Source organism: Nocardioides sp. FY1077 (assembly GCF_058681775.1).
In genome coordinates, this window is sequence record NZ_JBZWDB010000003.1 from 953261 (window position 1) to 974206 (window position 20946).

A 20946-nucleotide genomic window follows, 5' to 3' on the forward strand; every position below is an offset into this window, starting at 1 on the left:
GACCACGCGCCGGGACACCAGCGGTTCACCCCGAACGCCTAGGCTGCCCGCGTGAGCGAGTCCCCCGCGACCGTGGTCCCCGTGCAGCACCCCACCGTGCCGGTCATCGTGCTGGTCTCCGAGACGCGTGCCGAGGAGCTGCGCGGCCACTTCGGCCGCTACGAGAGCGAGTACGACCTGCGCACCGCCACGTCGTGCGCCCAGGCCGAGGAGGTCGCCGCCGGCGTGCGCGAGGACGGCGGCACGGTGGCGCTGTTCGTCAGCGAGTCGGTGCTTCCCGACGCCCCGGTGCTCGCGGCGTTCAGCCGCTGGCGCGCCGTCGTCCCCACCGCGCGCCGGATGATCGCCGCCCACTGGGAGCGGTTCGTCCCCGACGCCGCGCCGCTGCGCGCGGGCATGGCCACGGGCAAGTACGACGCCTACCTGCTGATGCCGCGCGGCACCCGCGACGAGGAGTTCCACCACGCGGTCACCGACCTGCTCTCCGACTGGGGCTCCACGGTCGCCGACCCCGAGGTCGTCTCGGTGAAGATCGTCTCGGCCGAGCAGGACCGGCTCACCCTCGACATCCGCGACTACCTCGACCGCATGGGCATGCCCACCCGCGTCTACCACCCCGACAGCGAGGTGGGGCAGAAGGTGCGCGAGCTGGCCCCGGCCGGCGCGGCGCTGCCGCTGGTCTACTCCCTGAGCCGCGAGGTGGTCGCGGCCCGCTCGGTGCGCGACGTCGCGCTGTCGCTGTACGGCTCCCCCGCCGACGTCGACGTGACCGACGTCGTCGACCTGTGCGTGGTCGGTGGCGGCCCCGCAGGGCTGGCCGCGGCGGTGTACGGCGCGTCCGAGGGCCTGTCGACCGTCGTCCTGGAGGCCGAGGCGATCGGCGGCCAGGCCGGCACCAGCTCGATGATCCGCAACTACCTGGGCTTCCCCCGCGGCATCTCCGGCATGCGGCTGTCGCAGCGCGCCCGCAACCAGGCGCTGCGCTTCGGCACCCGGTTCTACACCGGCTGGTCGGTGGAGAGCCTCGAGCCCGGGCACGACGGCGAGCCCCACCTGCTGCGCACCGACGGCGGCGCCGTGCGGGCCCGCTCCGTCGTGGTCTCCACCGGGGTCGCCTACCGCAAGCTGCGGGTGGAGCCGCTGGAGCAGCTCGTCGGGCGCGGGGTCCACTACGGCGCCGCGCTCACCGCCGCGCGCGAGATGGAGGGCCAGGACGTCTTCGTCGTCGGTGGCGGCAACTCCGCCGGCCAGGCGGCCGTGCACCTCTCCCGCTTCGCCCGGTCGGTCACGGTGCTGGTACGCCGCCCCGCCCTGGCCGAGACCATGTCGCAGTACCTGATCAGCGAGATCGAGCACAACCCCCGGGTGTCGGTGCGCACCTGCACCGCGGTCGCCGACGGCGGCGGCGAGGGCCGGCTGCAGTGGCTGCTCCTGGAGGACACCCAGGACGGCTCGCGCGTCGAGGTGGCCGCCGGCGGGCTGTTCCTGCTGCTCGGCGCCGAGCCGCACTGCGAGTGGCTGCCGCCCCAGGTCGCCCGCGACGGCCGCGGCTTCGTGCTCACCGGGCGCGACGTGCCCCGCGAGTGGTGGACCGACGGCGTCCCCCCGGCCAACCTGGCCACCACCGTGCCCGGCGTCTTCGCCGCCGGCGACATCCGCTCGGGGTCGATGAAGCGGGTCGCCGCCGCCAGCGGCGAGGGCGCCTCGGTGGTGCCGCTGGTGCACCAGTGGCTCACCGCCACCTGACCTCGGGGCGGGTTTCACCAGCCGGCTGGCGAAACCCGCACCTGTCGGCCGTCGCGTGGGCCGACAGGTGCGGGTCCGGGCCGACAGGTGCGGGTCCGACGTCCCAGCCCGGCCTCGGCCGGCCGTCCGTCGACCGCGGTGACACCACGCGGTCGACGAGCCGGTCAGCCGAGCTCGTGGCGCCAGGGCGGGTCGGCGCCGGGGCGGGAGACCGTGACGGCCGCGGCGCGCGCGGCCCGCTCGAGGACGGCGGTCGCCACGTCGTCGTCCACCGGGGCCAGCCGCCCGCCGAGCAGCCCGCGCTCGGCGAGCGCGTCGAGCAGCGCCGCCCCGAACGTGTCCCCGGCGGCGATGGTGTCGGCGACCTCCACCGGCACCGAGGCCACGGCCACCTCGCCCGCGGCCGACGTCCACGACGCACCGTCGGCGCCGCGGGTGACCACCACCGCGGAGGGGCCGAGACCCAGCAGGTGGGCGACGGCCTCGGCGAGGTCGAGGTCGGGCCACAGCGCCTCGAGGTCCTCGTCGCTGGCGCGCACCAGGTCGGCGAGGCCCACGACGCGCTCCACCTGGCCGACCACGTCGGGCCCGGTGCCGGTGATGGCGGGGCGCGCGTTCACGTCGTAGGTGACGGTGGTGGTGGGCCGCAGCCGCTCCAGCAGCGCGACGACGTCGGCGGCGCCGGGGGCGAGCACCGCGCCCAGCGAGCAGGCGTGCACCACCGTGGGCGCCGGGTCGGTGGTGACCGGGCGCAGTCGCCACTCCAGGTCGAACTCGTACGACGCCGCCCCGTCGGCACCGATCGTCGCGGCCGCCGTGGCGGTGCGGTCGACGGCGGCGGGGTCGGCGGCCAGCCCGACGCCGGCGGCGTCGAGGTAGGCGCGCACCAGCGCCCCGTGGGCGTCGTCGGCGTACGCCGTGGCCAGGCGCACCGGGCGGCCCAGCCGGGCCAGGGCCACCGCGACGTTGGCCGCGCTCCCGCCGGCGTACTCGACGGTCTCGCCGTCGGCGCGGTGCACCACGTCGACCAGCGACTCACCCACCACCAGCACCTGTGCTTGCATGCCCCGTCTCTACCAGACGCGGCCCGTCCCCCGCGCGCTACGGTGCGGCCATGACCGTGCTGCCCCTCGACCCCGGGGCCCCCGACCCGCCCTTCGAGCAGCTGCGCACCCAGCTCGCGCGCCGAGCCGCGTCGGGCGACCTGCCCGCCGGCACCCGCCTGCCCACCGTGCGGGCCCTGGCCGCCGACCTCGGGGTCTCGGCCGGCACCGTGGCCCGCGCCTACCGCGAGCTCGAGGCCGACGGGGTCGTGGTGACCGAGGGCCGCCGCGGCACCTTCGTGGCCTCCGGGTCGGCGGCCTCCTCGGCCGACGCCCGCGCCGCCGCCGCGACGTACGCCGCCGAGGCGCGCCGCCTGGGCCTGTCGCTGCCCGAGGCGGTGCGGCTGCTCGAGGGCGCCTGGCCCGCCGGGTGAGCGCGCCCCGGCCGGGGGGCGGCGCCATGATGAGGACATGACCACCCCCGACGCAGGCCCTCCTCCCACCGACGCCGAGCGCCGTGCCCGCACCGCGACCACGCTGGCCGCCGTGTCGGTCTCCGACGCCGCGGTGGGCGTCGTGCTGCTCCTGGTCGGGCTCTCGCAGGACAACACCGTGCTGACCGTGGTCGGCGCCGCCGTGCTGGTGATGGGCCTGGCCGTGCTCGGCGTCTCGCGGGTGCTGCGGCGCACCCCGGGCCGGGACTGACGGCCGTGCACCACGTCGTCGTCGGGGCGGGCGCGATCGGTGCCGTGGTGGCCGCGCTCCTGCACGAGGCGGGTCGTCCGGTCACGCTGGTGGCCCGCGGTGCCGCGCTCGAGACGCTGCGGCGCGACGGCCTGCGGCTGTGGGTGGGGCACGACGAGCGACGCGTCGCCGTGCCGGTGGTGGCCCACCCGGGCGAGGTGCGCTGGCGCGACGACAGCGTGGTGCTGCTGGCGGTGAAGTCGCACCAGACCCTCGCCGCGCTCGACGACCTGCGCCCCCACGTCCCGGCGACGACGCCGGTGGTGTGCCTGCAGAACGGCGTCTCGAACGAGCGGACGGTGCTGCGGCGCCACGCCCGCGTGCACGCGGTGTGCGTGATGATGCCGGCCAGCCACCTCGACCCCGGCGAGGTCCTGGTGCACTCGCTGGGCCGCCCGGGGCTGCTCGACGTGGGCCGCTACCCGCTGGGCGCCGACGACGTCGACCACGAGGTGTCGGCCGACCTGCGCGCCGCGGGGTTCGACAGCGTCGTGCGCCCCGACGTGATGGCCTGGAAGCACCGCAAGCTGCTGATGAACCTCGGCAACGGCGTGGACGCCGCCTGCGCTGAGTCACCCGCCGCCGACGCGCTGGTCGAGCGGGTGCGCCGTGAGGGCGAGCAGGTGCTGGCCGCCGCGGGCGTCGAGGTGGTCAGCGCGGCCGCCGACCGCGAGCGCCGGGGCGACCTGCTGCGCCCGCTGGTACGGCGGGACGAGGCCGGCAGCTCCACCTGGCAGAGCCTGGCCCGCGGCACGGGCGCCGTCGAGGTCGACCACCTCAACGGCGAGGTGGTGCTGCTCGGGCGCCTGCACGGCGTGCCGACCCCGGCCAACGCGCTGGTGCAGGAGGTCGTCACCGCCCTCGCCCGCACCGGCGCCCCGCCTCGCTCCCTCGACGCCGCCGACCTGCTCGCGCGGCTCGCTCCTGCGTAGGGCTGTCCGGGCCTCTCGACGCGGCCCCCGCCGGACCGGGAGCGGTCGCCGTCCGCGGCGGTCATGCCCCCTGGGGCTGCGCCCGGACGTCGGACGCTCGCGGCCGCGCCCGCCCGGCGTACCTGTCGGCCCGGACCCGCTCCCGGCCGGGGTTGTCAGCCCAAACCCTCGGTTGTCGGCCGAAGCCTCGGTCGACAACCAAGGGTTTCACCGGATATCCGGTGAAACCCGCACGCAACGAGGCCCGCCACCCCGGACAGGGTGACGGGCCTCGAGGTGCTGCGGTGAGGACCAGGCTCAGGCCTTGGTGTCGTCCTCGGTGGTGTCGGCCTCGGCAGGGGCCTCGTCGGCGGCAGCCGCCTCGGCCTGCTCCTCGGCGATGACGCTGCCCTCGGGCGAGGCCTCGTCGCTGAGCTCGACGGGTGCCTCCTCGGTGGCGGTCTCCTCCGCGGCGGGCGCGGGGGCCTCCGCGACAGGAGCGTCGTCGACGGCGGCGTCCTCGGCGGGCGCCTCCTCGACGGCCTCGACCTCGACGGCCTCGACCTCGGCCTCAGGGGCCTCGACCTCGACCGGCTCGGCCTCGACGGGCGCAGCCGCGGCGGCCGGGGCCGCCTGGGTGCGCGGCGCCGTGGGCGTGTAGGCGTCGGTGACGAGCTCGATGACCGCCATGGGGGCGTTGTCGCCCTTGCGGGGGCCGAGCTTGGTGATGCGCGTGTAGCCGCCGGGACGCTCGGCCATGGTCGGCGCGATCTCGGTGAACAGCACGTGCACGACGCCCTTGTCGCGGATGGTCTTGAGGACCTCGCGGCGGTTGTGCAGGTCGCCCTTCTTGGCCTTGGTGATCAGCTTCTCCGCGTAGGGGCGCAGCGTGCGCGCCCGCGACTCGGTGGTGGTGATCCGGCCGTGCTCGAACAGGGCCGTGGCCAGGTTCGACAGGATGAGGCGCTGGTGGGCCGGGCTACCGCCGAGGCGGGGGCCCTTCTTGGGCTTCGGCATGGTTCTCTCTCATTCTCCCGAGCCGTGCGAGGTACCCGGGTAGGTCGACCGGCAGGGTGCCGGTCGGGTGGGGATCAGTACTGCTCGTCCTCGACGAACGCGTCGTCGTCGTCGTCGCCGTAGGCGGCGAGGGCGGCGTGCGGGTCGAAGCCGGGCGCGCTGTCCTTGAGCGACAGGCCCATCTCGACGAGCTTGGCCTTGACCTCGTCGATCGACTTCGCACCGAAGTTGCGGATGTCGAGGAGGTCCTGCTCCGAGCGGCTGATGAGCTCACCCACGGTGTGGATGCCCTCGCGCTTGAGGCAGTTGTAGGACCGGACGGTCAGCTGCAGGTCCTCGACCGGGAGGGCGAGGTCGGCGGCCAGCTGCTCGTCGACCGGCGACGGGCCGATGTCGATGCCCTCGGCCTCGACGTTCAGCTCACGGGCCAGGCCGAACAGCTCGACCAGCGTCTTGCCGGCCGAGGCGATGGCGTCGCGCGGGCGGATCGAAGGCTTGGTCTCGACGTCGATGACGAGCTTGTCGAAGTCGGTGCGCTGCTCGACACGGGTGGCCTCGACCTTGTAGGTCACCTTCAGCACGGGGCTGTAGATCGAGTCGACCGGCATCCGGCCGATCTCGTTGTCGGCGCCCTTGTTGAGCACGGCCGAGACGTAGCCGCGGCCACGCTCCACGACCAGCTCCATCTCGATCTTGCCCTTGTCGGACAGGGTCGCGATCTTCAGGTCGGGGTTGTGCACCTCGACGCCGGCGGGCGGCGCGATGTCGGCGGCGGTGACGTCGCCGGCACCGGACTTGCGCAGGTACATGGTGACCGGCTCGTCGTGCTCGGAGGAGACCACGAGGCCCTTGAGGTTCAAGATCAGCTCGGTGACGTCCTCGCGGACGCCGTCGATGGTCGAGAACTCGTGCAGGACGCTGTCGATCTTGATGCTGGTGACCGAGGCGCCGGGGATGGAGCTGAGCAGGGTGCGACGCAGCGAGTTGCCGAGCGTGTAGCCGAAGCCGGGCTCGAGGGGCTCGATGACGAAGCGCGAGCGGAACTCGTCGACGGACTCTTCCGAGAGGGTGGGGCGCTGTGCGATGAGCACTGGTGTTTTCCTTTCCGGGCCCACCCGCTATATGACGGGCCCGAACTGCGAGGTGTGACGAGGAAGGTCGTACGGGTGCGTGCTGCCCGCGGCCGGGGCCACGGGCAGCACGCGGAGGTCACTTCTTCGAGTAGTACTCGACGATGAGCTGTTCCTGCACCGGGAGGTCGATCTGCGCACGGACCGGCACCGAGTGCACGAGGATCCGCATGCGCTCGGGCAGGGCCTGGAGCCACGCCGGGACGACGCGCTCGCCGTGGGTCTCACGAGCCACGATGAACGGCGTGGTCTCGAGCGACTTCTCGCGCACGTCGATGATGTCGTGCGCGGTCACCTGGAACGACGGGATGTCGACCTTGTGGCCGTTCACCAGGAAGTGGCCGTGCGAGACCAGCTGGCGGGCGTGGCGGCGCGTGCGGGCGAAGCCGGCGCGGTAGACCACGTTGTCGAGGCGGCACTCCAAGAGCTGCAGCAGGTTGTCACCCGTCTTGCCCTGGCGGCGCGAGGCCTCCTTGTAGTAGTTCAGGAACTGCTTCTCCATCACGCCGTACGTGAAGCGGGCCTTCTGCTTCTCACGCAGCTGGAGGAGGTACTCGCTCTCCTTGATGCGGCCGCGGCCGTGGGCGCCGGGCGGGTAGGGACGACGCTCGAAAGCCTGGTCGCCACCGACGAGGTCGACACCGAGACGGCGCGACTTCCGGGTCATGGGTCCGGTGTAACGGGCCATGGTTCAGTCTCCTTTTCTGTCTCGGGTCAGACGCGGCGGCGCTTGGGCGGGCGGCAGCCGTTGTGCGGGGTGGGCGTGACGTCCTGGATGGTGCCGACCTCGAGGCCGATGGCACCCAGCGACCGGATGGCGGTCTCACGACCCGAGCCCGGGCCCTTGACGAAGACGTCGATCTTCTTCATGCCGTGGTCCATGGCGCGGCGACCGGCGGCCTCCGCAGCCATCTGCGCGGCGTACGGCGTGGACTTGCGCGAGCCCTTGAAGCCGACGGTGCCGGCGGAGGCCCACGAGATCACGGCCCCGGTGGGGTCGGTGATGGTGACGATGGTGTTGTTGAACGTGCTCTTGATGTGGGCTTCGCCCTGAGCGATGTTCTTCTTCTCCTTGCGGCGCACCTTCTTGGCGCCGGCCGCGGTGCGGCTCTTGGGAGGCATGTCTTAACTCCTGAGGTAGCTGGTCGTGGAGGGGAGGAAGGGCAGGCGGGACGGCGCGGGCCGTCGGCTCACTTGGCCTTCTTCTTGCCGGCAACCGTGCGCTTGGGGCCCTTGCGGGTGCGCGCGTTGGTCTTGGTGCGCTGGCCGCGGACCGGGAGGCCCATGCGGTGGCGGCGACCCTGGTAGCTGCCGATCTCGATCTTGCGACGGATGTCAGCCTGGACCTCGCGACGGAGGTCACCCTCGATCTTGAAGTTGGCTTCGATGGCGTCGCGGAGCTTGACCAGCTCCTCGTCACCGAGCTGGTGCACGCGGAGGTCGGGGCTGACCCCGGTCTCGGCGAGCAGCTGGTGGGCGCGGGTACGGCCGATGCCGTAGATGTAGGTGAGAGCGATCTCGATGCGCTTGTCGCGCGGGAGGTCGACTCCAACGAGGCGTGCCATTCTCAGGCGGTCCCTTCGGTTGGTCCACAGGGGTTTTCGGTCGTGTCGCGTCCCGGTGGGGTGACGACGTCGTACGTCGTCCCGGGCTCCGGCCTCTGCTCCGGAGGTGGTTCACCGCGGCGGTGGCGGTTGAGCGATCACGTTGAGGTGGTGGTGCGGGTGCTGCTGGTGGTGCGTGCGCCGGGGCGCAGGGCGGTGCTCAGCCCTGGCGCTGCTTGTGGCGCGGGTTCTCGCAGATGACCATGACGCGGCCGTGGCGACGGATCACCTGGCACTTGTCGCAGATCTTCTTGACGCTGGGGTTGACCTTCATCGCGGAGGTCCTCTCGTGGCCCGGGGGCCGTCGGCTTGGCGCGGGCCGGCGAGCCGGGGCTCGCGGCACCGCTTACTTGTAGCGGTAGACGATGCGACCCCGGGTGAGGTCGTACGGCGAGAGCTCCACCACCACGCGGTCCTCGGGGAGGATCCGGATGTAGTGCTGACGCATCTTGCCGCTGATGTGGGCGAGAACCTTGTGGCCGTTGCTCAGCTCGACGCGGAACATGGCATTGGGCAGGGCCTCCGTGATGGTGCCCTCGAGCTCGATCACGCCTTCTTTCTTCGGCATGTCCTCCACAATCTGTTGTCTACCGTTGTCGCACCGCCACGACGGGAGCCGTGGCGGGTGGCCCGGGAACCTCCGCGTCCCCTGTGGGGGGGCTGCGGTGGACCTCGTAACGCCGCCCCGAGCGCCTCACCCGACCCCGCCGTCGACCCGCTCGGGAGCGGGTCGCACGCACGGTGTGGGCAGCCAGGAGGCAACACAGGACAGACCCACGTTGGGCCGACACGCCAGTTTAGTTCGACCGGGCGGGGAATCCCTAATCAGGCAGCGAGCAGGCGCAGGGTCTCGACCCATGCCGGCGACGTCGTCGCGCCGGTGCCGGCGTGCGCCCCGGCCACCGGCACGACCATCACCTCGTCGACGTCGTACGTCGTCGCCAGGTCGGCCACCTGCGCGCGGGCCGTGGCCGCGTCGCCGATCACCCAGCGCGCGGCCATCGCGTCGACCACGTCCTGCTGGGCCGGCGGGGCCGACACCTGCTCGGCGTCCTCGACGAGCACCTGCGGGCCGAGGGGCTGGCCGGTGCGCAGGGCCAACATCATCTGCAGCTGCGGCAGCGCCAGACGACGCGCCTGCGCGGAGGTCTCGGCCACCGAGGCGTTGACGGTGAGGAACGTGCGGGGGCGCTCCAGGGCCGCCGAGGGCCGGAACGTGCGGCGGTAGAGCTCGAGGGCCTCCTCGGTGCCGCTGCCGGAGAAGTGGTGGGCGAAGACGTACGGCATGCCCTTCTCCGCGGCGAGCCGGGCGGAGTAGTCCGAGGACCCGAGCAGCCACATCTGCGGCACGCTGGTGGCCGCCGGCGTCGCCTTCAGCACCTGCTGACGGCCCTGCACCGCCACGCCCACCCCGTCGGGCTCCATCATCGCCAGCACGTTGTCGACGTACTCCGGGAACCGGCTCACCGCGTCGTCGCCGACGCCGCCCGCACCGTGGCGCAGCGCGTAGCCGGTGACCGGGTCGGTCCCGGGGGCGCGGCCGATGCCGAGGTCGATGCGACCGGGGAACGCCGCCTCGAGCAGCGAGAACTGCTCGGCCACCACGAGCGGGGCGTGGTTGGGCAGCATCACCCCGCCCGAGCCCACCCGCAGCCGCTGCGTGGCGGAGGCCAGCACCGCCATGATCACCGGCGGGTTCGTGGAGGCCACCGCGGGCATGTTGTGGTGCTCGGCCACCCAGTAGCGGTGGTAGCCCAGCTCGTCGGCGGCCCGGGCCAGCTCGACGGTAGCGGCGAGCGCGTCGCCGGAGCCCTGGTCGGTGCGCACCGGCACGAGGTCGAGCACGGACAGGGTCGGCAGCGAGGTCGTCATCGTGGGCGCAACGCCGCCGCCGCCGGGGTTTGTTCCGGCGGCGGCGACGTGGGTGGAGCAGGTGCGGTGGAGCGGCTCAGACGCGAGCGGCCTTGCGCCGGTCGGAGCGGTCCTTCAGAAGGCTGGCGACCGCGGTGACGACCAGCGTGCCGACGATGACCAGCAGCGAGAGCCAGATCGGGATCTCGGGGGCCCACTCGACGTGCTCGCCGCCGTTGATGAAGCCCAGCTCGTTGAGGTGCAGCGCCTCCAGGATCAGCTTGACGCCGATGAAGAAGAGCAGGAACGACAGGCCGTAGGACAGGTAGACCAGGCGCTGCAGCAGGTCGCCGATGAGGAAGAACAGCTGGCGCAGGCCCATCAGCGCGAAGACGTTGGCGGTGAACACCAGGTACGGCTCCGAGGTCAGCCCGTAGATGGCCGGGATGGAGTCGAGGGCGAACAGCAGGTCGGTGAGGCCGAGGGAGAAGACCACGATGAACATCGGCGTGAGCAGGCGCTTGCCGTTCTGCTTCACGCTCAGCTTGACGCCGTCCCACTCGTCGGTGACCGGGAGGCGCTTGCGCATGAACGCGATGATCTTCGGCTCGTCGTAGGCCTCGCCGTCGTGGTCGTCGTCCTTGGCGAGCTTCACCGCGGTGTAGATCAGGAAGAGGCCGAACAGGTAGAAGATCCAGCTGAAGTTCTCGATCGCCGCAGCGCCGACGGCGATGAACGCCCCGCGCATGATCAGCGCGATCACGATGCCGATCAGCAGCGCGGTCTGCTGGTACTGCCGCGGCACGTTCAGCTTCGCCATGATGATGATGAAGATGAACAGGTTGTCGATCGACAGCGAGTACTCAGTGAGCCAGCCGGCGAAGAACTCGCCGCCGTAGCGTCCGCCCGCGAAGACCCACACACCGATGCCGAAGGCGACGGCCAGGGCGACGAACCCGGCCAGGTGCAGCGAGGTCTCGCGGGTGGTGGGCTCGTGGGGCCGGCGTCCGATGACGAAGACGTCGACGAGGAGCAGGCCGGTGGTGAGGAGGACCGTGGTCCACCACAGCCAGGGGGCGACGTCCACTCGGGAACCTTTCGCGGGAGGGGTGGGAGGGGCCCAACCTACCTGCCGGACCGGGCTCCGCCGAACGGGACTCCCAGCCTGGTCAGCTCCTGCTCGCCGCCGTCGAGGGCGGTCAGCACCCACGCGCCGGTCTCGGTGAGGGCGAAGGTGTGCTCGCTGTGGGCCGCCAGGCTTCCGTCGGTGGTCACGACGGTCCAGTCGTCGTCGAGGACGGCGGACTCGGAGGTGCCGAGGGTCACCATCGGCTCCACGGCCAGGGCCAGGCCCCGCACCAGTCGCGGACCGCGCCCGGGCCTGCCGACGTTGGGGACGTCGGGCGGCAGGTGCATGCGGGTGCCGATGCCGTGGCCGGTGTAGTCCTCGAGGATGCCGTAGTCGCCCTGTGAGCGGACGTGGCTCTCCACGGCGTGGCTGATGTCGGAGACCCGCCCGCCGAGGCGCGCGGCGGCGATGCCGCGCCACATCGACTCCTCGGCGACCCGCATCAGCTCGCGCACGTCGTCGGGCACCTCGCCGACGGCGACGGTGATCGCCGCATCGCCGTGCCACCCCTCGACGATGGCCCCGCAGTCCAGCGACACCACGTCACCCGGGGCGAGCACCTCGTCGGCGCCGGGGATGCCGTGCACGACGCGGTCGTTGACCGAGGCGCAGATCGACGCCGGGAACCCGTGGTAGCCCTTGAAAGACGGGACGCCTCCGCCGGTGCGGATCGCGTCCTCGGCGATGGCGTCGAGCTCGGCGGTGCTCACCCCGGGGCGCACCGCCGCGCGGAGCACCTCGAGGGTCTCCCCCACCAGCAGCCCGGCGCGACGCATCGCCACGACCTGCTCGGGGGTCTTGATCTCCAGCCCGCGGTCGCGCAGTCCCACGCGCAGGTCAGCTCTGGGGCAGGTCGTCGAGGGCGGTGAAGATGCGCGAGGTCACGTCGGTGACCTCGCCCATGCCGTCGACCTCGATGAGCAGCCCGCGGTCGCGGTAGACCCCGATCAGGGGCTCGGTCTGCTCGACGTAGAGCTCCTGGCGCCGGCGGATGACGTCCTCGGTGTCGTCGGCGCGACCCTCCACCAGCGCACGCTGCACGAGCCGGGCCACCAGCTCGTCGGCGTCCACGGTCAGCACCACCACGGCGTCGAGCGCGTGACCGGTGAACTTGATCATCCCGTCGAGCTCCTCGACCTGCGCGAGCGTGCGCGGGTAGCCGTCGAGGAGGAACCCGGGCGCCGCGTCGGGCTCGTCGATGCGGTTGCGGACCATGAGGTTGGTGACCTCGTCGGGCACGTAGTCGCCCGCGTCCATGAAGCGCTTGGCCTCGATTCCCAGGGGCGTGCCCTGGGTGACGTTGGCGCGGAAGATGTCGCCGGTGGAGATCGCCGGGATCCCGAAGTGCTCGGCGACGAACTTGGCCTGGGTGCCCTTGCCGGCCCCGGGCGGGCCCATGAAGATCATTCGCATGTCAGCGCAGGAATCCTTCGTAGTTGCGCTGCTGGAGCTGGCTCTCGATCTGCTTCACCGTGTCCAGCGCGACGCCCACCATGATGAGGATCGAGGTGCCACCGAACGGGAAGTTCTGGTTGGCGTCGATCAGCACGAGGGCGATCAGCGGGATGAGGGCGATCAGGCCGAGGTAGAGCGCTCCGGGCAGCGTGATGCGGGACAGGACGTAGGACAGGTAGTCCTCGGTCGGCTTGCCCGCCCGGATCCCGGGGATGAAGCCGCCGTACTTCTTCATGTTGTCGGCCACCTCGGTCGGGTTGAAGGTGATCGAGACGTAGAAGTAGGTGAAGAAGACGATGAGCGCGAAGAAGGTCGCCATGTAGAGCGGGTGACCACCGGTCACGAAGTACTTGCTGATCCAGCTCACCCAGCCAGAGGTGCTGTTCTGGTTGAACTGCACCGCCATGGCGGGGAGGTAGAGCAGGGACGAGGCGAAGATGACCGGGATGATGCCGGCCTGGTTCACCTTCAGCGGGATGTAGGTGGAGCTGCCGCCGAACATCTTGCGACCCACCATCCGGCGGGCGTACTGCACCGGGATGCGGCGCTGGGCCTGCTCGATGAAGATGACCGCGGCGATGATGACCAGCCCGATCGCGATGACCAGGGCGAAGACCCACCAGCCCTGGCTCTTCTGCACCTCCCACAGCGCGGCCGGGAACGTGGCCACGACCTGGGTGAAGATGAGGATCGACATGCCGTTGCCGATGCCGCGCTCGGTGATCAGCTCACCGAGCCACATGATCACCGCGGTGCCGGCGGTCATCGTGATGACCATGACCAGGAACGTCTGCGTGCCGTTGTCGTGCAGCAGCGGCAGGTCGCACTGCAGCAGGTTGCCCGAGCGGGCGAGCGCCACGATGCCGGTGGCCTGCAGCAGCGCCAGGCCGAGCGTGAGGTAGCGGGTGTACTGCGTGATCTTCGTCTGACCGGCCTGGCCCTCCTTCTTCAGCGCCTCGAGCCGCGGGATGACCACGACGAGCAGCTGCAGGATGATGCTGGCGGTGATGTACGGCATGATGCCGAGCGCGAAGATCGTGAGCTGGAGCAGTGCCCCGCCCGAGAAGAGGTTGACCAGGCTGTAGAGCCCGGCGTTCTCGCCGTCCTGCGCGAGGTCGATGCACTGCTGCACGTTGGCGACGTCCACGCCGGGGGCAGGGATCTGGGACCCGGCTCGGAAGATCACGATGATCCCGAGGACGAACAACAGCTTGCGCCGCAGGTCCGGTGTCCTGAAAGCGTTGGCGAAGGCGCCTAGCACGGGCAGATCCTCTTCTCTCACAACGATGAGCGGCTCCCACGGAGGACCATGGAAGCCTCGGGCAGCCTAACAGGGGACGACGGCACGACCCCGCAGGTGTCCCGCTGACAGCAAAGGCGCGGCCGGCACGCTGGGAAGCGATGCCGACCGCGCCCTCACGGACGAACGATCAGACCAGGCTGGTGGTGCCGCCTGCGGACTCGATCTTCTGCTTGGCCGAGGCGGAGAACGCGTGGGCGCTCACCTCCACCTTGACCGAGACCTCGCCCTGGCCGAGGACCTTGACGGGCTCGCCCTTGCGGACGGCCCCCCGGGCCACCAGCTCGTCGACGGTGACGGCGCCACCCTCGGGGAAGAGCTCGTTGATGCGGTCGAGGTTGACGACCTGGAACTCCACCTTGAACGGGTTCTTGAACCCCTTCAGCTTGGGGAGCCGCATGTGGATCGGCATCTGGCCACCCTCGAAGCCGACCGGGACCTGGTACCGGGCCTTCGAGCCCTTGGTACCGCGACCCGACGTCTTGCCCTTCGAGGCCTCACCGCGACCCACGCGGGTCTTGGCGGTCTTGGCCCCGGGGGCGGGGCGCAGGTGGTGCAGCTTGATCGTCATCAGTCGACCTCCTCGACCGTCACCAGGTGACGGACCGTGTTGACCATGCCGCGGATCTCAGGGCGGTCCTCCTTGACGACGACGTCGCCGATCCGCTTCAGGCCGAGCGTGCGCAGGGTCTCGCGCTGGTTGGCCTTGAGGCCGACCGTGCCGCGGTTCTGCTGGACCTTGAGCTGTGCCATCAGGAAGGCACCTCCTGCGACGTCCCGGCCGGGACCTCGTTGCGCGCACGCAGCAGGGCCGCCGGGGCGACGTCCTCGACGCGCAGGCCACGACGTGCAGCGACGGCCTCGGGCTGCTCGAGCATGCGCAGCGCCTCGACGGTCGCGTGCACGATGTTGATCTGGTTCGACGACCCGAGGGACTTGCTCAGGATGTCGTGGATGCCGGCGCACTCGAGCACCGCACGCACCGGGCCACCGGCGATGACGCCGGTACCGGGCGAGGCGGGACGCAGCATGACCACGCCGGCCGCCTTCTCCCCCTGGACGGGGTGCGGGATGGTGCCCTGGATGCGGGGGACGCGGAAGAAAGCCTTCTTCGCCTCCTCGACGCCCTTGGCGATCGCCGCGGGCACCTCCTTGGCCTTGCCGTAGCCGACCCCGACCAGACCTTCGCCGTCACCGACGACCACGAGGGCGGTGAAGCTGAAGCGACGACCACCCTTCACGACCTTCGCGACGCGGTTGATCGCCACGACGCGCTCGATGTAGGCGGTCTTGTCAGCCTGGCCACCGCGACGGTCGTCGCGACCGCGACGGTCACCAGACTGGCGCTCGCCACTGCGCTGTCCGCGCTGGGCTCCGCTCATGAGACTGTTCCTCTTCTCTTCACTGCGTTGTCTGGATCAGAACGTCAGGCCGCCCGAACGGGCGCCGTCCGCGAGGGCCGCGACGCGGCCGTGGTACTTGTTGCCGGCGCGGTCGAAGACGACCCCGTCGACACCGGCAGCCTTGGCGCGCTCGGCGACGAGCTCGCCGACCCGGGTCGCCTTGGCGGTCTTGTCGCCCTCGTAGCCGCGCAGGTCGGTCTCCATGGTGGAGGCCGAGGCCAGCGTCTTGCCGACCAGGTCGTCGACGACCTGGACGGTGATGTGCTTGGAGGAGCGGGTCACGACCAGGCGCGGACGCTCGGCGGTGCCGGAGATCTTCTTGCGGCCCCGGACCTGACGGCGCAGACGCGACTTGACGCGTGCGCCGGTGTGCTTGTTGTTCGACAGCGAGATGCCCATGTCACTTACCGGCCTTTCCGGTCTTGCGGCGGACCTGCTCGCCGGCGTAACGAACACCCTTGCCCTTGTAGGGCTCGGGCTTGCGCAGCTTGCGGATCTTCGCGGCGGTCTCGCCGACCAGCTGCTTGTCGATGCCCTGGACACCCAGGCGGGTCGGGCCGTCGACGGTGAACGTGATGCCCTCAGGAGCGTCGAAGACGATCGAGTGGGAGTAGCCGAGCTGGAACTCCAGCTGGGTCGGCCCCTTCGACAGGACGCGGTAACCCACGCCCACGATCTCGAGCTTCTTCTCGTAACCGTCGGTGACCCCGACCACCATGTTGTTGATCAGGGTGCGGCTGAGGCCGTGCAGGGACTTGTTGATGCGGTGGTCGTCGGGGCGCTTGACGTCGAGGACGCCGTCACCCTGCTCGACGAAGATCGGGGCGGCCACGGTGTGCGAGAGCGCACCCTTGGGGCCCTTCACGGTCACCAGCTGGCCGTCGATCGCTACGTCGACACCGGACGGGACCGCGACGGGGAGCTTGCCAATACGCGACATGCTGTCGTTCTCCTATCTCGGTCTCGTCACCAGACGTAGGCGAGGACTTCTCCGCCCACGCCCTTCTGGTTGGCCTGTCGGTCGGTCAGCAGACCCTGGCTCGTCGAGATGATCGCGACGCCCAGGCCGCCCAGCACCTTGGGAAGACCCGTGTGCTTGGCGTAGACCCGCAGGCCCGGCTTGCTGATGCGGCGAACGCCCGCGATGGAGCGCTCGCGGTTGCGGCCGTACTTGAGCGTGATGGTCAGCGTCTTGCCGACCTCGCCCTCACCCGGCTCGGTGACGTCGTAGGAGGTGATGTAGCCCTCCTGCTTGAGGATGTCGGCGACACCCTGCTTGATCTTGCTGTACGGCATGGACACCGCGTCGTGGTACGCCTGGTTGGCGTTGCGGACACGCGTGAGCATGTCGGCGATCGGGTCTGTCATCGTCATGGCCTGGCTCGGCCCTTTCTCCACCGTGGTTTCGCGCCCCACTTGGGCGCGACCTGCAGCGATCTTTGGTGTGGGAGGTAACGGATTACCAGGAGGACTTGGTCACGCCGGGCAGCTCGCCGCGGTGCGCCATCTCGCGCAGGCAGATGCGGCACAGGCCGAACTTGCGGTACACCGCACGCGGGCGGCCGCAGCGCTGGCAGCGGGTGTAGCCCTGCACCGCGAACTTGGGCTTGCGCGCGGCCTTGACCCTCAGGCTGGTCTTCGCCATGTCAGTTCTCCTTGAACGGGAAGCCGAGCTGCTTGAGCAGCGCGCGGCCCTGGTCGTCGGTGGTGGCCGTGGTGACGATGGTGATGTCCATGCCCCGCGAGCGGTCGATCTTGTCCTGGTCGATCTCGTGGAACATGACCTGCTCGGTCAGACCGAAGGTGTAGTTGCCGCGCCCGTCGAACTGGGTGGACGAGAGCCCACGGAAGTCGCGAATGCGGGGCAGGGCCAGCGAGAGCAGCCGGTCCAGGAACTCCCACATGCGGTCGCCGCGCAGCGTGGTGTGCGCACCGATCGGCATGCCCTCGCGCAACTTGAACTGCGCGATGGACTTGCGGGCCTTGGTCACCAGCGGCTTCTGACCGGTGATCGCGGTGAGGTCGCGCACGGCGCCCTCGATCAGCTTGGAGTCGCGGGCGGCCTCGCCCACTCCCATGTTGACCACGATCTTGGTCAGGCCGGGCACCTGCATGACGTTGGCGATCTCGAACTCGGCCTGCAGCGCGGGGAGGATCTCCTCGCGGTAGCGGGTCTTGAGCCGCGGGGTGACAGCGGCGGAGGCCGTCGTCGCCTCGGGGGTCTGGGTCTCGGTCATCAGATTTCCTTGCCGGTCTTGCGCGAGATGCGGACGCTGCGCTCGGCCTGGTACGTCGAGCCGTCGGGGCGGCGCTTGGTGACCTCGTCGCGGCGGAAGCCGATGCGGGTCACCCCGTCACCCTCGACGAGCATCACGTTGGACACGTGGATGGGGGCCTCGGAGGTGATGATGCCGCCGGTGCTGCCCGAGCGGTCGCCCTGAACGACCTTGGTGTGCCGCTTGACGCGGTTGACACCCTCGACGATCACCCGCTGGTCCTCGCGGAGCACCGAGATGACCTTGCCCTGGGCGCCCTTGTCCTTGCCGGCGATCACCTTGACGGTGTCGCCCTTCTTGATGTTGACGCTGCCGAACTTCTTGGACTGGGCCATCACAGCACCTCCGGTGCGAGCGAGATGATCTTCATGAAGCGCTTGTCGCGCAGCTCGCGGCCGACGGGGCCGAAGATGCGCGTGCCGCGCGGCTCGCCGTCGTTCTTGAGGATGACCGCGGCGTTCTCGTCGAAGCGGATGTAGGAGCCGTCGGGACGACGACGCTCCTTGACGGTGCGCACGATGACGGCCTTGACGACGTCGCCCTTCTTGACGTTGCCGCCCGGGATCGCGTCCTTGACAGTGGCCACGATGACGTCACCGATGCCGGCGTAGCGCCGACCCGAGCCACCGAGGACACGGATGCAGAGGATTTCCTTCGCACCGGTGTTGTCGGCGACCTTGAGTCGCGACTCCTGCTGGATCATTGAGTTTCTCCTGGATGTCGAGCTGGTTCTCGCGGGCCTCGCGGGCCGGGAGCCTTGCCGAACTTATGTGTTGGACCTCGCCCTGCGGGACGAGGGATTACTTCGCCTTCTCGAGGACCTGGATGACGCGCCAGCGCTTGGTCGCCGACAGCGGCCGGGTCTCCATCAGCAGGACGCGGTCGCCGATGCCGCACTCGTTGGTCTCGTCGTGAGCCTTGAGCTTGCTCGTGCGACGCAGGACCTTCCCGTACAGCGCGTGCTTGACGCGGTCCTCGACGGACACGACGACGGTCTTGTCCATCTTGTCGCTCACGACCAGGCCCTCGCGGACCTTGCGCGCGTTGCGCTCGGTGGTCTCGGCAGTCTGCTCGCTCATGCGGCACCATCCTCGTTGTCAGCCGGGGCCGTGCGGATGCCGAGCTCGCGCTCGCGCACCACGGTGTAGATCCGGGCGATGTCCTTCTTGACCGTGCGGAGCCGGCCATGGCTCTCCAGCTGGCCCGTGGCCGCCTGGAAACGGAGGTTGAACAGCTCCTCCTTGGCCTCGCGCAGCTTCGACTCGAGGTCGACCGCGGTCATCTCGTCGAGCTCGTGGGCAGCAACACCGTTGGCCATCAGAATTCCCCCGCCTCTCGCGAGATGAACCGGCACTTCATCGGCAGCTTGTGCATCGCGCGGCGCATGGCCTCACGAGCAGTCACCTCGTCGACACCGGACAGTTCGAACATGACGCGGCCGGGCTTGACGTTCGCCACCCACCACTCGGGGGAGCCCTTGCCCGAACCCATGCGGGTCTCGGCGGGCTTCTTGGTCAGCGGGCGGTCGGGGTAGATGTTGATCCACACCTTGCCGCCACGCTTGATGTGACGAGTCATCGCGATACGCGCCGACTCGATCTGGCGGTTCGTGACGTAGTGCGACTCGATGGCCTGGATGCCGTACTCGCCGAAGGCGAGCTTGGTGCCACCCTTGGCCGCACCGGTCCGCTTGGGGTGGTGCTGCTTGCGGTGCTTGACGCGTCGGGGCATCAGCATGTCGGTCAGGCCTCCGATCCGGACTCTGCGGCGACGGGAGCGGCGGTCTCGGCCGGCGCGTCCGTCGTCGTGGTGGTGGCGGGGGCCTCGGCGCCGCGGTCGGCACGCGTCGGGCGGTCGGTGCGCGAGCCACGGCTCGGGCGCTCCCCGCCGCGCTGCGGCCGGTTGTTGCCACCGCGACCGGGGACCCCGGCGCGGGCGGCGGCCTGGGCCTGGCGCTCGGCACGGGTGCCGGCGACCTCGCCCTTGTAGATCCAGACCTTCACGCCGATGCGGCCGAAGGTCGTCTTGGCCTCGTAGAAGCCGTAGTCGATGTCGGCACGCAGCGTGTGCAGCGGGACGCGGCCCTCGCGGTAGAACTCGGTGCGCGACATCTCGGCGCCGTTGAGGCGACCCGAGCACTGGATCCGGATGCCCTTGGCACCCGAGCGCATCGTGGTCTGCATCGCCTTGCGCATGGCGCGACGGAACTGCACGCGACCGGCGAGCTGCTCGGCGACTCCCTGGGCGACGAGCTGGGCGTCGACCTCGGGGTTCTTGACCTCGAGGATGTTCAGCTGCACCTGCTTGCCGGTGAGCTTCTCGAGCTCGCCACGGATGCGGTCGGCCTCGGCGCCGCGGCGACCGATGACGATGCCGGGGCGGGCGGTGTGGATGTCGACGCGCACCCGGTCACGGGTCCGCTCGATCTCCACCTTCGAGATGCCGGCCCGCTCCATGCCCTTGGAGAGCAACTTGCGGATGCCGACGTCCTCGCCGACGTAGGACTTGTACAGCTTGTCGGCGTACCACCGCGACTTGTGGTCGGTGGAGATACCCAGGCGGAAGCCGTTCGGGTTGATCTTCTGGCCCATCAGGCCTTCCTGCCCTTCTTCTCGGCAACGACAGCAGCCGGCTGGACGACCAGCGTGATGTGGCTGGTGCGCTTGTTGATGCGCGTGGCACGGCCCTGGGCACGGGGGCGCCAGCGCTTCATGGTCGGACCCTCGTCGACGCGGGCAGCGGAGACCACCAGGTCGGCGCGGACGAGACCCTCGGTGGTCACGGCGTTCGCGACGGCGCTCTCGAGGACCTTGTAGACGGTCTCCGAGGCGGCCTGCGGCGCGAACTGCAGCAGTGCCAAGGCCTCGTCGACGTGCATGCCACGGACCATGTCCGCGACACGACGGGCCTTCATCGGGGTGATCCGCGTGTGACGTGCGCTCGCGAAGGCGCCCGGCTGGTCGCCGAGCAGCGACTCGCGGCGGGCGCTCGTGCGCCCTCGCTCAGTTACGCTCATTAGCTCGTTGTCTCCAGTTCCCAGAGCCTGCCGCGTCAGCGGCGGCGGCCCTTCCGGTCTTCCTTCACGTGCCCGCGGTAGGTGCGGGTGGGGGCGAACTCGCCCAGCTTGTGGCCGACCATCGAGTCGGTCACGAAAACCGGGACGTGCTTGCGCCCGTCGTGCACGGCGATGGTGTGCCCGATCATGTCGGGGATGATCATCGACCGGCGCGACCAGGTCTTGATGACGTTGTGCGAGCCCTTCTCGTTCTCGGCGTCCACCTTCTTCTGCAGGTGGCCGTCGACGAAGGGGCCCTTCTTCAGGCTGCGAGGCATGTCG

Annotated in this window: 32 protein-coding genes and 1 pseudogene; 4 read left to right on the forward strand and 29 right to left on the reverse strand. The window is 70.5% G+C overall.

Annotation, left to right across the window (positions count from 1 at the left end; translation table 11 throughout):
- The first annotated feature begins 51 nt into the window (after positions 1-51).
- On the forward strand, positions 52-1746 hold the full coding sequence (locus AC4OR8_RS14115) for an NAD(P)/FAD-dependent oxidoreductase (protein ID WP_492166197.1): 1695 nt from the start codon (positions 52-54) through the stop codon (positions 1744-1746).
- Positions 1747-1910: 164 nt separating this feature from the next.
- Here AC4OR8_RS14115 and AC4OR8_RS14120 read toward each other — a convergent pair whose 3' ends face one another.
- Entirely contained in the window at positions 1911-2810 is a 900-nt protein-coding gene (locus AC4OR8_RS14120) for a PfkB family carbohydrate kinase (protein ID WP_492166198.1), read from the reverse strand.
- A gap of 50 nt (positions 2811-2860) precedes the next feature.
- Here AC4OR8_RS14120 and AC4OR8_RS14125 point away from each other — a divergent pair, with 50 nt between their 5' ends.
- Genes AC4OR8_RS14125 through AC4OR8_RS14135 form a run of 3 tightly spaced genes read left to right on the forward strand, consistent with a single transcriptional unit; the run spans position 2861 to position 4465 of the window.
- Positions 2861-3223 (forward strand): GntR family transcriptional regulator, encoded by a 363-nt coding sequence (locus tag AC4OR8_RS14125; RefSeq protein ID WP_492166199.1) that lies wholly within the window; start codon positions 2861-2863, stop codon positions 3221-3223.
- A 37-nt stretch (positions 3224-3260) separates the two neighbouring features.
- Complete coding sequence (locus tag AC4OR8_RS14130) at positions 3261-3494, forward strand: hypothetical protein (protein WP_492166200.1); 234 nt, start codon at positions 3261-3263, stop codon at positions 3492-3494.
- Between the two features lie 5 nt (positions 3495-3499).
- A complete protein-coding gene (locus AC4OR8_RS14135) occupies positions 3500-4465 on the forward strand; it encodes a ketopantoate reductase family protein (protein WP_492166201.1) in 966 nt (321 codons plus the stop codon).
- 423 nt (positions 4466-4888) lie between these two features.
- On the opposite strand, the pseudogene rplQ reads toward AC4OR8_RS14135, so the two are convergent.
- The 28 genes and pseudogenes from rplQ to rpsS form a co-directional block, all read right to left on the reverse strand.
- Positions 4889-5461 (reverse strand): annotated as a pseudogene (rplQ, locus tag AC4OR8_RS14140) (50S ribosomal protein L17); the annotation flags it as partial.
- Between the two features lie 74 nt (positions 5462-5535).
- On the reverse strand, positions 5536-6552 hold the full coding sequence (locus AC4OR8_RS14145; RefSeq protein ID WP_492166202.1) for a DNA-directed RNA polymerase subunit alpha: 1017 nt from the start codon (positions 6550-6552) through the stop codon (positions 5536-5538).
- Between the two features lie 118 nt (positions 6553-6670).
- Positions 6671-7279 carry a 30S ribosomal protein S4 gene (rpsD, locus tag AC4OR8_RS14150; protein WP_492166203.1) on the reverse strand — a complete coding sequence of 203 codons (609 nt, stop codon included), beginning with the start codon at positions 7277-7279 and terminating at the stop codon, positions 6671-6673.
- Positions 7280-7305: 26 nt separating this feature from the next.
- Positions 7306-7713: a 30S ribosomal protein S11 gene (rpsK, locus tag AC4OR8_RS14155; protein ID WP_492166204.1), complete on the reverse strand. Its 408-nt coding sequence runs from the start codon at positions 7711-7713 to the stop codon at positions 7306-7308.
- Between the two features lie 68 nt (positions 7714-7781).
- Positions 7782-8156: a 30S ribosomal protein S13 gene (gene rpsM / locus AC4OR8_RS14160; protein WP_492166205.1), complete on the reverse strand. Its 375-nt coding sequence runs from the start codon at positions 8154-8156 to the stop codon at positions 7782-7784.
- 199 nt (positions 8157-8355) lie between these two features.
- Positions 8356-8469 (reverse strand): 50S ribosomal protein L36, encoded by a 114-nt coding sequence (gene rpmJ, locus AC4OR8_RS14165; RefSeq protein WP_056862094.1) that lies wholly within the window; start codon positions 8467-8469, stop codon positions 8356-8358.
- 72 nt (positions 8470-8541) lie between these two features.
- The gene (gene infA, locus AC4OR8_RS14170) at positions 8542-8763 is read right to left on the reverse strand and encodes a translation initiation factor IF-1 (protein ID WP_026145687.1); all 222 of its coding nucleotides are present in this window, start codon (positions 8761-8763) and stop codon (positions 8542-8544) included.
- Between the two features lie 257 nt (positions 8764-9020).
- Positions 9021-10067 carry an LLM class flavin-dependent oxidoreductase gene (locus AC4OR8_RS14175; protein ID WP_492166206.1) on the reverse strand — a complete coding sequence of 349 codons (1047 nt, stop codon included), beginning with the start codon at positions 10065-10067 and terminating at the stop codon, positions 9021-9023.
- A gap of 76 nt (positions 10068-10143) precedes the next feature.
- On the reverse strand, positions 10144-11133 hold the full coding sequence (locus AC4OR8_RS14180) for a TerC family protein (RefSeq protein ID WP_492166207.1): 990 nt from the start codon (positions 11131-11133) through the stop codon (positions 10144-10146).
- A 38-nt stretch (positions 11134-11171) separates the two neighbouring features.
- Complete coding sequence (gene map, locus AC4OR8_RS14185; protein ID WP_492166208.1) at positions 11172-12005, reverse strand: type I methionyl aminopeptidase; 834 nt, start codon at positions 12003-12005, stop codon at positions 11172-11174.
- Positions 12006-12012: 7 nt separating this feature from the next.
- The gene (locus AC4OR8_RS14190) at positions 12013-12588 is read right to left on the reverse strand and encodes an adenylate kinase (RefSeq protein ID WP_492166209.1); all 576 of its coding nucleotides are present in this window, start codon (positions 12586-12588) and stop codon (positions 12013-12015) included.
- Between the two features lies 1 nt (position 12589).
- Positions 12590-13891 (reverse strand): preprotein translocase subunit SecY, encoded by a 1302-nt coding sequence (gene secY / locus AC4OR8_RS14195; RefSeq protein WP_492166210.1) that lies wholly within the window; start codon positions 13889-13891, stop codon positions 12590-12592.
- Between the two features lie 169 nt (positions 13892-14060).
- Complete coding sequence (gene rplO / locus AC4OR8_RS14200) at positions 14061-14501, reverse strand: 50S ribosomal protein L15 (RefSeq protein WP_492166211.1); 441 nt, start codon at positions 14499-14501, stop codon at positions 14061-14063.
- Positions 14501-14683 (reverse strand): 50S ribosomal protein L30, encoded by a 183-nt coding sequence (gene rpmD / locus AC4OR8_RS14205; RefSeq protein ID WP_492166212.1) that lies wholly within the window; start codon positions 14681-14683, stop codon positions 14501-14503. The genes rplO and rpmD overlap by 1 nt, the downstream gene beginning before the upstream one ends.
- Positions 14683-15312, reverse strand: coding sequence for a 30S ribosomal protein S5 (gene rpsE / locus AC4OR8_RS14210; protein ID WP_492166213.1), 630 nt, complete (start codon positions 15310-15312; stop codon positions 14683-14685). Before rpsE ends, rpmD begins: the two co-directional genes overlap by 1 nt.
- Before the next feature lie 36 nt (positions 15313-15348).
- A complete protein-coding gene (gene rplR, locus AC4OR8_RS14215; protein ID WP_492166214.1) occupies positions 15349-15732 on the reverse strand; it encodes a 50S ribosomal protein L18 in 384 nt (127 codons plus the stop codon).
- Between the two features lies 1 nt (position 15733).
- On the reverse strand, positions 15734-16273 hold the full coding sequence (rplF, locus tag AC4OR8_RS14220) for a 50S ribosomal protein L6 (RefSeq protein WP_492166215.1): 540 nt from the start codon (positions 16271-16273) through the stop codon (positions 15734-15736).
- Between the two features lie 26 nt (positions 16274-16299).
- Positions 16300-16707 (reverse strand): 30S ribosomal protein S8, encoded by a 408-nt coding sequence (rpsH, locus tag AC4OR8_RS14225; RefSeq protein ID WP_492166216.1) that lies wholly within the window; start codon positions 16705-16707, stop codon positions 16300-16302.
- Between the two features lie 85 nt (positions 16708-16792).
- Positions 16793-16978: a type Z 30S ribosomal protein S14 gene (locus AC4OR8_RS14230; RefSeq protein WP_492166217.1), complete on the reverse strand. Its 186-nt coding sequence runs from the start codon at positions 16976-16978 to the stop codon at positions 16793-16795.
- Between the two features lies 1 nt (position 16979).
- Positions 16980-17570 carry a 50S ribosomal protein L5 gene (gene rplE / locus AC4OR8_RS14235; protein ID WP_492166218.1) on the reverse strand — a complete coding sequence of 197 codons (591 nt, stop codon included), beginning with the start codon at positions 17568-17570 and terminating at the stop codon, positions 16980-16982.
- On the reverse strand, positions 17570-17944 hold the full coding sequence (rplX, locus tag AC4OR8_RS14240; RefSeq protein WP_492166219.1) for a 50S ribosomal protein L24: 375 nt from the start codon (positions 17942-17944) through the stop codon (positions 17570-17572). Before rplX ends, rplE begins: the two co-directional genes overlap by 1 nt.
- On the reverse strand, positions 17944-18312 hold the full coding sequence (gene rplN / locus AC4OR8_RS14245; protein ID WP_056862081.1) for a 50S ribosomal protein L14: 369 nt from the start codon (positions 18310-18312) through the stop codon (positions 17944-17946). Before rplN ends, rplX begins: the two co-directional genes overlap by 1 nt.
- A 97-nt stretch (positions 18313-18409) precedes the next feature.
- Positions 18410-18688: a 30S ribosomal protein S17 gene (rpsQ, locus tag AC4OR8_RS14250; RefSeq protein WP_492166220.1), complete on the reverse strand. Its 279-nt coding sequence runs from the start codon at positions 18686-18688 to the stop codon at positions 18410-18412.
- Positions 18685-18927 carry a 50S ribosomal protein L29 gene (gene rpmC, locus AC4OR8_RS14255; RefSeq protein ID WP_492166221.1) on the reverse strand — a complete coding sequence of 81 codons (243 nt, stop codon included), beginning with the start codon at positions 18925-18927 and terminating at the stop codon, positions 18685-18687. The genes rpsQ and rpmC overlap by 4 nt, the downstream gene beginning before the upstream one ends.
- On the reverse strand, positions 18927-19346 hold the full coding sequence (rplP, locus tag AC4OR8_RS14260; protein ID WP_492166222.1) for a 50S ribosomal protein L16: 420 nt from the start codon (positions 19344-19346) through the stop codon (positions 18927-18929). The genes rpmC and rplP overlap by 1 nt, the downstream gene beginning before the upstream one ends.
- Positions 19347-19351: 5 nt before the next feature.
- On the reverse strand, positions 19352-20200 hold the full coding sequence (gene rpsC, locus AC4OR8_RS14265; RefSeq protein WP_492166223.1) for a 30S ribosomal protein S3: 849 nt from the start codon (positions 20198-20200) through the stop codon (positions 19352-19354).
- Positions 20200-20625: a 50S ribosomal protein L22 gene (gene rplV / locus AC4OR8_RS14270; protein ID WP_492166224.1), complete on the reverse strand. Its 426-nt coding sequence runs from the start codon at positions 20623-20625 to the stop codon at positions 20200-20202. Before rplV ends, rpsC begins: the two co-directional genes overlap by 1 nt.
- Before the next feature lie 35 nt (positions 20626-20660).
- The gene (rpsS, locus tag AC4OR8_RS14275) at positions 20661-20942 is read right to left on the reverse strand and encodes a 30S ribosomal protein S19 (RefSeq protein WP_492166225.1); all 282 of its coding nucleotides are present in this window, start codon (positions 20940-20942) and stop codon (positions 20661-20663) included.
- Positions 20943-20946 lie beyond the last annotated feature (4 nt).

Coding starts and splice junctions, on each gene's coding strand:
- AC4OR8_RS14120 (WP_492166198.1), bottom strand. CDS start 2,810: ATGCAAGCACAGGTGCTGGTGGTGGGTGAGTCGCTGGTCGACGTGGTG.
- AC4OR8_RS14125 (WP_492166199.1), top strand. CDS start 2,861: ATGACCGTGCTGCCCCTCGACCCCGGGGCCCCCGACCCGCCCTTCGAG.
- AC4OR8_RS14130 (WP_492166200.1), top strand. CDS start 3,261: ATGACCACCCCCGACGCAGGCCCTCCTCCCACCGACGCCGAGCGCCGT.
- rpsD (WP_492166203.1), bottom strand. CDS start 7,279: ATGGCCCGTTACACCGGACCCATGACCCGGAAGTCGCGCCGTCTCGGT.
- rpsK (WP_492166204.1), bottom strand. CDS start 7,713: ATGCCTCCCAAGAGCCGCACCGCGGCCGGCGCCAAGAAGGTGCGCCGC.
- rpsM (WP_492166205.1), bottom strand. CDS start 8,156: ATGGCACGCCTCGTTGGAGTCGACCTCCCGCGCGACAAGCGCATCGAG.
- rpmJ (WP_056862094.1), bottom strand. CDS start 8,469: ATGAAGGTCAACCCCAGCGTCAAGAAGATCTGCGACAAGTGCCAGGTG.
- infA (WP_026145687.1), bottom strand. CDS start 8,763: ATGCCGAAGAAAGAAGGCGTGATCGAGCTCGAGGGCACCATCACGGAG.
- AC4OR8_RS14175 (WP_492166206.1), bottom strand. CDS start 10,067: ATGACGACCTCGCTGCCGACCCTGTCCGTGCTCGACCTCGTGCCGGTG.
- AC4OR8_RS14190 (WP_492166209.1), bottom strand. CDS start 12,588: ATGCGAATGATCTTCATGGGCCCGCCCGGGGCCGGCAAGGGCACCCAG.
- rplO (WP_492166211.1), bottom strand. CDS start 14,501: ATGACGATCAAGCTGCACCACCTGCGCCCCGCCCCCGGGGCCAAGACC.
- rpmD (WP_492166212.1), bottom strand. CDS start 14,683: ATGGCACAGCTCAAGGTCCAGCAGAACCGCGGCACGGTCGGCCTCAAG.
- rpsE (WP_492166213.1), bottom strand. CDS start 15,312: ATGAGCGGAGCCCAGCGCGGACAGCGCAGTGGCGAGCGCCAGTCTGGT.
- rplR (WP_492166214.1), bottom strand. CDS start 15,732: ATGGGCATCTCGCTGTCGAACAACAAGCACACCGGCGCACGCGTCAAG.
- rplF (WP_492166215.1), bottom strand. CDS start 16,273: ATGTCGCGTATTGGCAAGCTCCCCGTCGCGGTCCCGTCCGGTGTCGAC.
- rpsH (WP_492166216.1), bottom strand. CDS start 16,707: ATGACGATGACAGACCCGATCGCCGACATGCTCACGCGTGTCCGCAAC.
- AC4OR8_RS14230 (WP_492166217.1), bottom strand. CDS start 16,978: ATGGCGAAGACCAGCCTGAGGGTCAAGGCCGCGCGCAAGCCCAAGTTC.
- rplE (WP_492166218.1), bottom strand. CDS start 17,570: ATGACCGAGACCCAGACCCCCGAGGCGACGACGGCCTCCGCCGCTGTC.
- rplX (WP_492166219.1), bottom strand. CDS start 17,944: ATGGCCCAGTCCAAGAAGTTCGGCAGCGTCAACATCAAGAAGGGCGAC.
- rplN (WP_056862081.1), bottom strand. CDS start 18,312: ATGATCCAGCAGGAGTCGCGACTCAAGGTCGCCGACAACACCGGTGCG.
- rpsQ (WP_492166220.1), bottom strand. CDS start 18,688: ATGAGCGAGCAGACTGCCGAGACCACCGAGCGCAACGCGCGCAAGGTC.
- rpmC (WP_492166221.1), bottom strand. CDS start 18,927: ATGGCCAACGGTGTTGCTGCCCACGAGCTCGACGAGATGACCGCGGTC.
- rplP (WP_492166222.1), bottom strand. CDS start 19,346: ATGCTGATGCCCCGACGCGTCAAGCACCGCAAGCAGCACCACCCCAAG.
- rpsC (WP_492166223.1), bottom strand. CDS start 20,200: ATGGGCCAGAAGATCAACCCGAACGGCTTCCGCCTGGGTATCTCCACC.
- rplV (WP_492166224.1), bottom strand. CDS start 20,625: ATGAGCGTAACTGAGCGAGGGCGCACGAGCGCCCGCCGCGAGTCGCTG.
- rpsS (WP_492166225.1), bottom strand. CDS start 20,942: ATGCCTCGCAGCCTGAAGAAGGGCCCCTTCGTCGACGGCCACCTGCAG.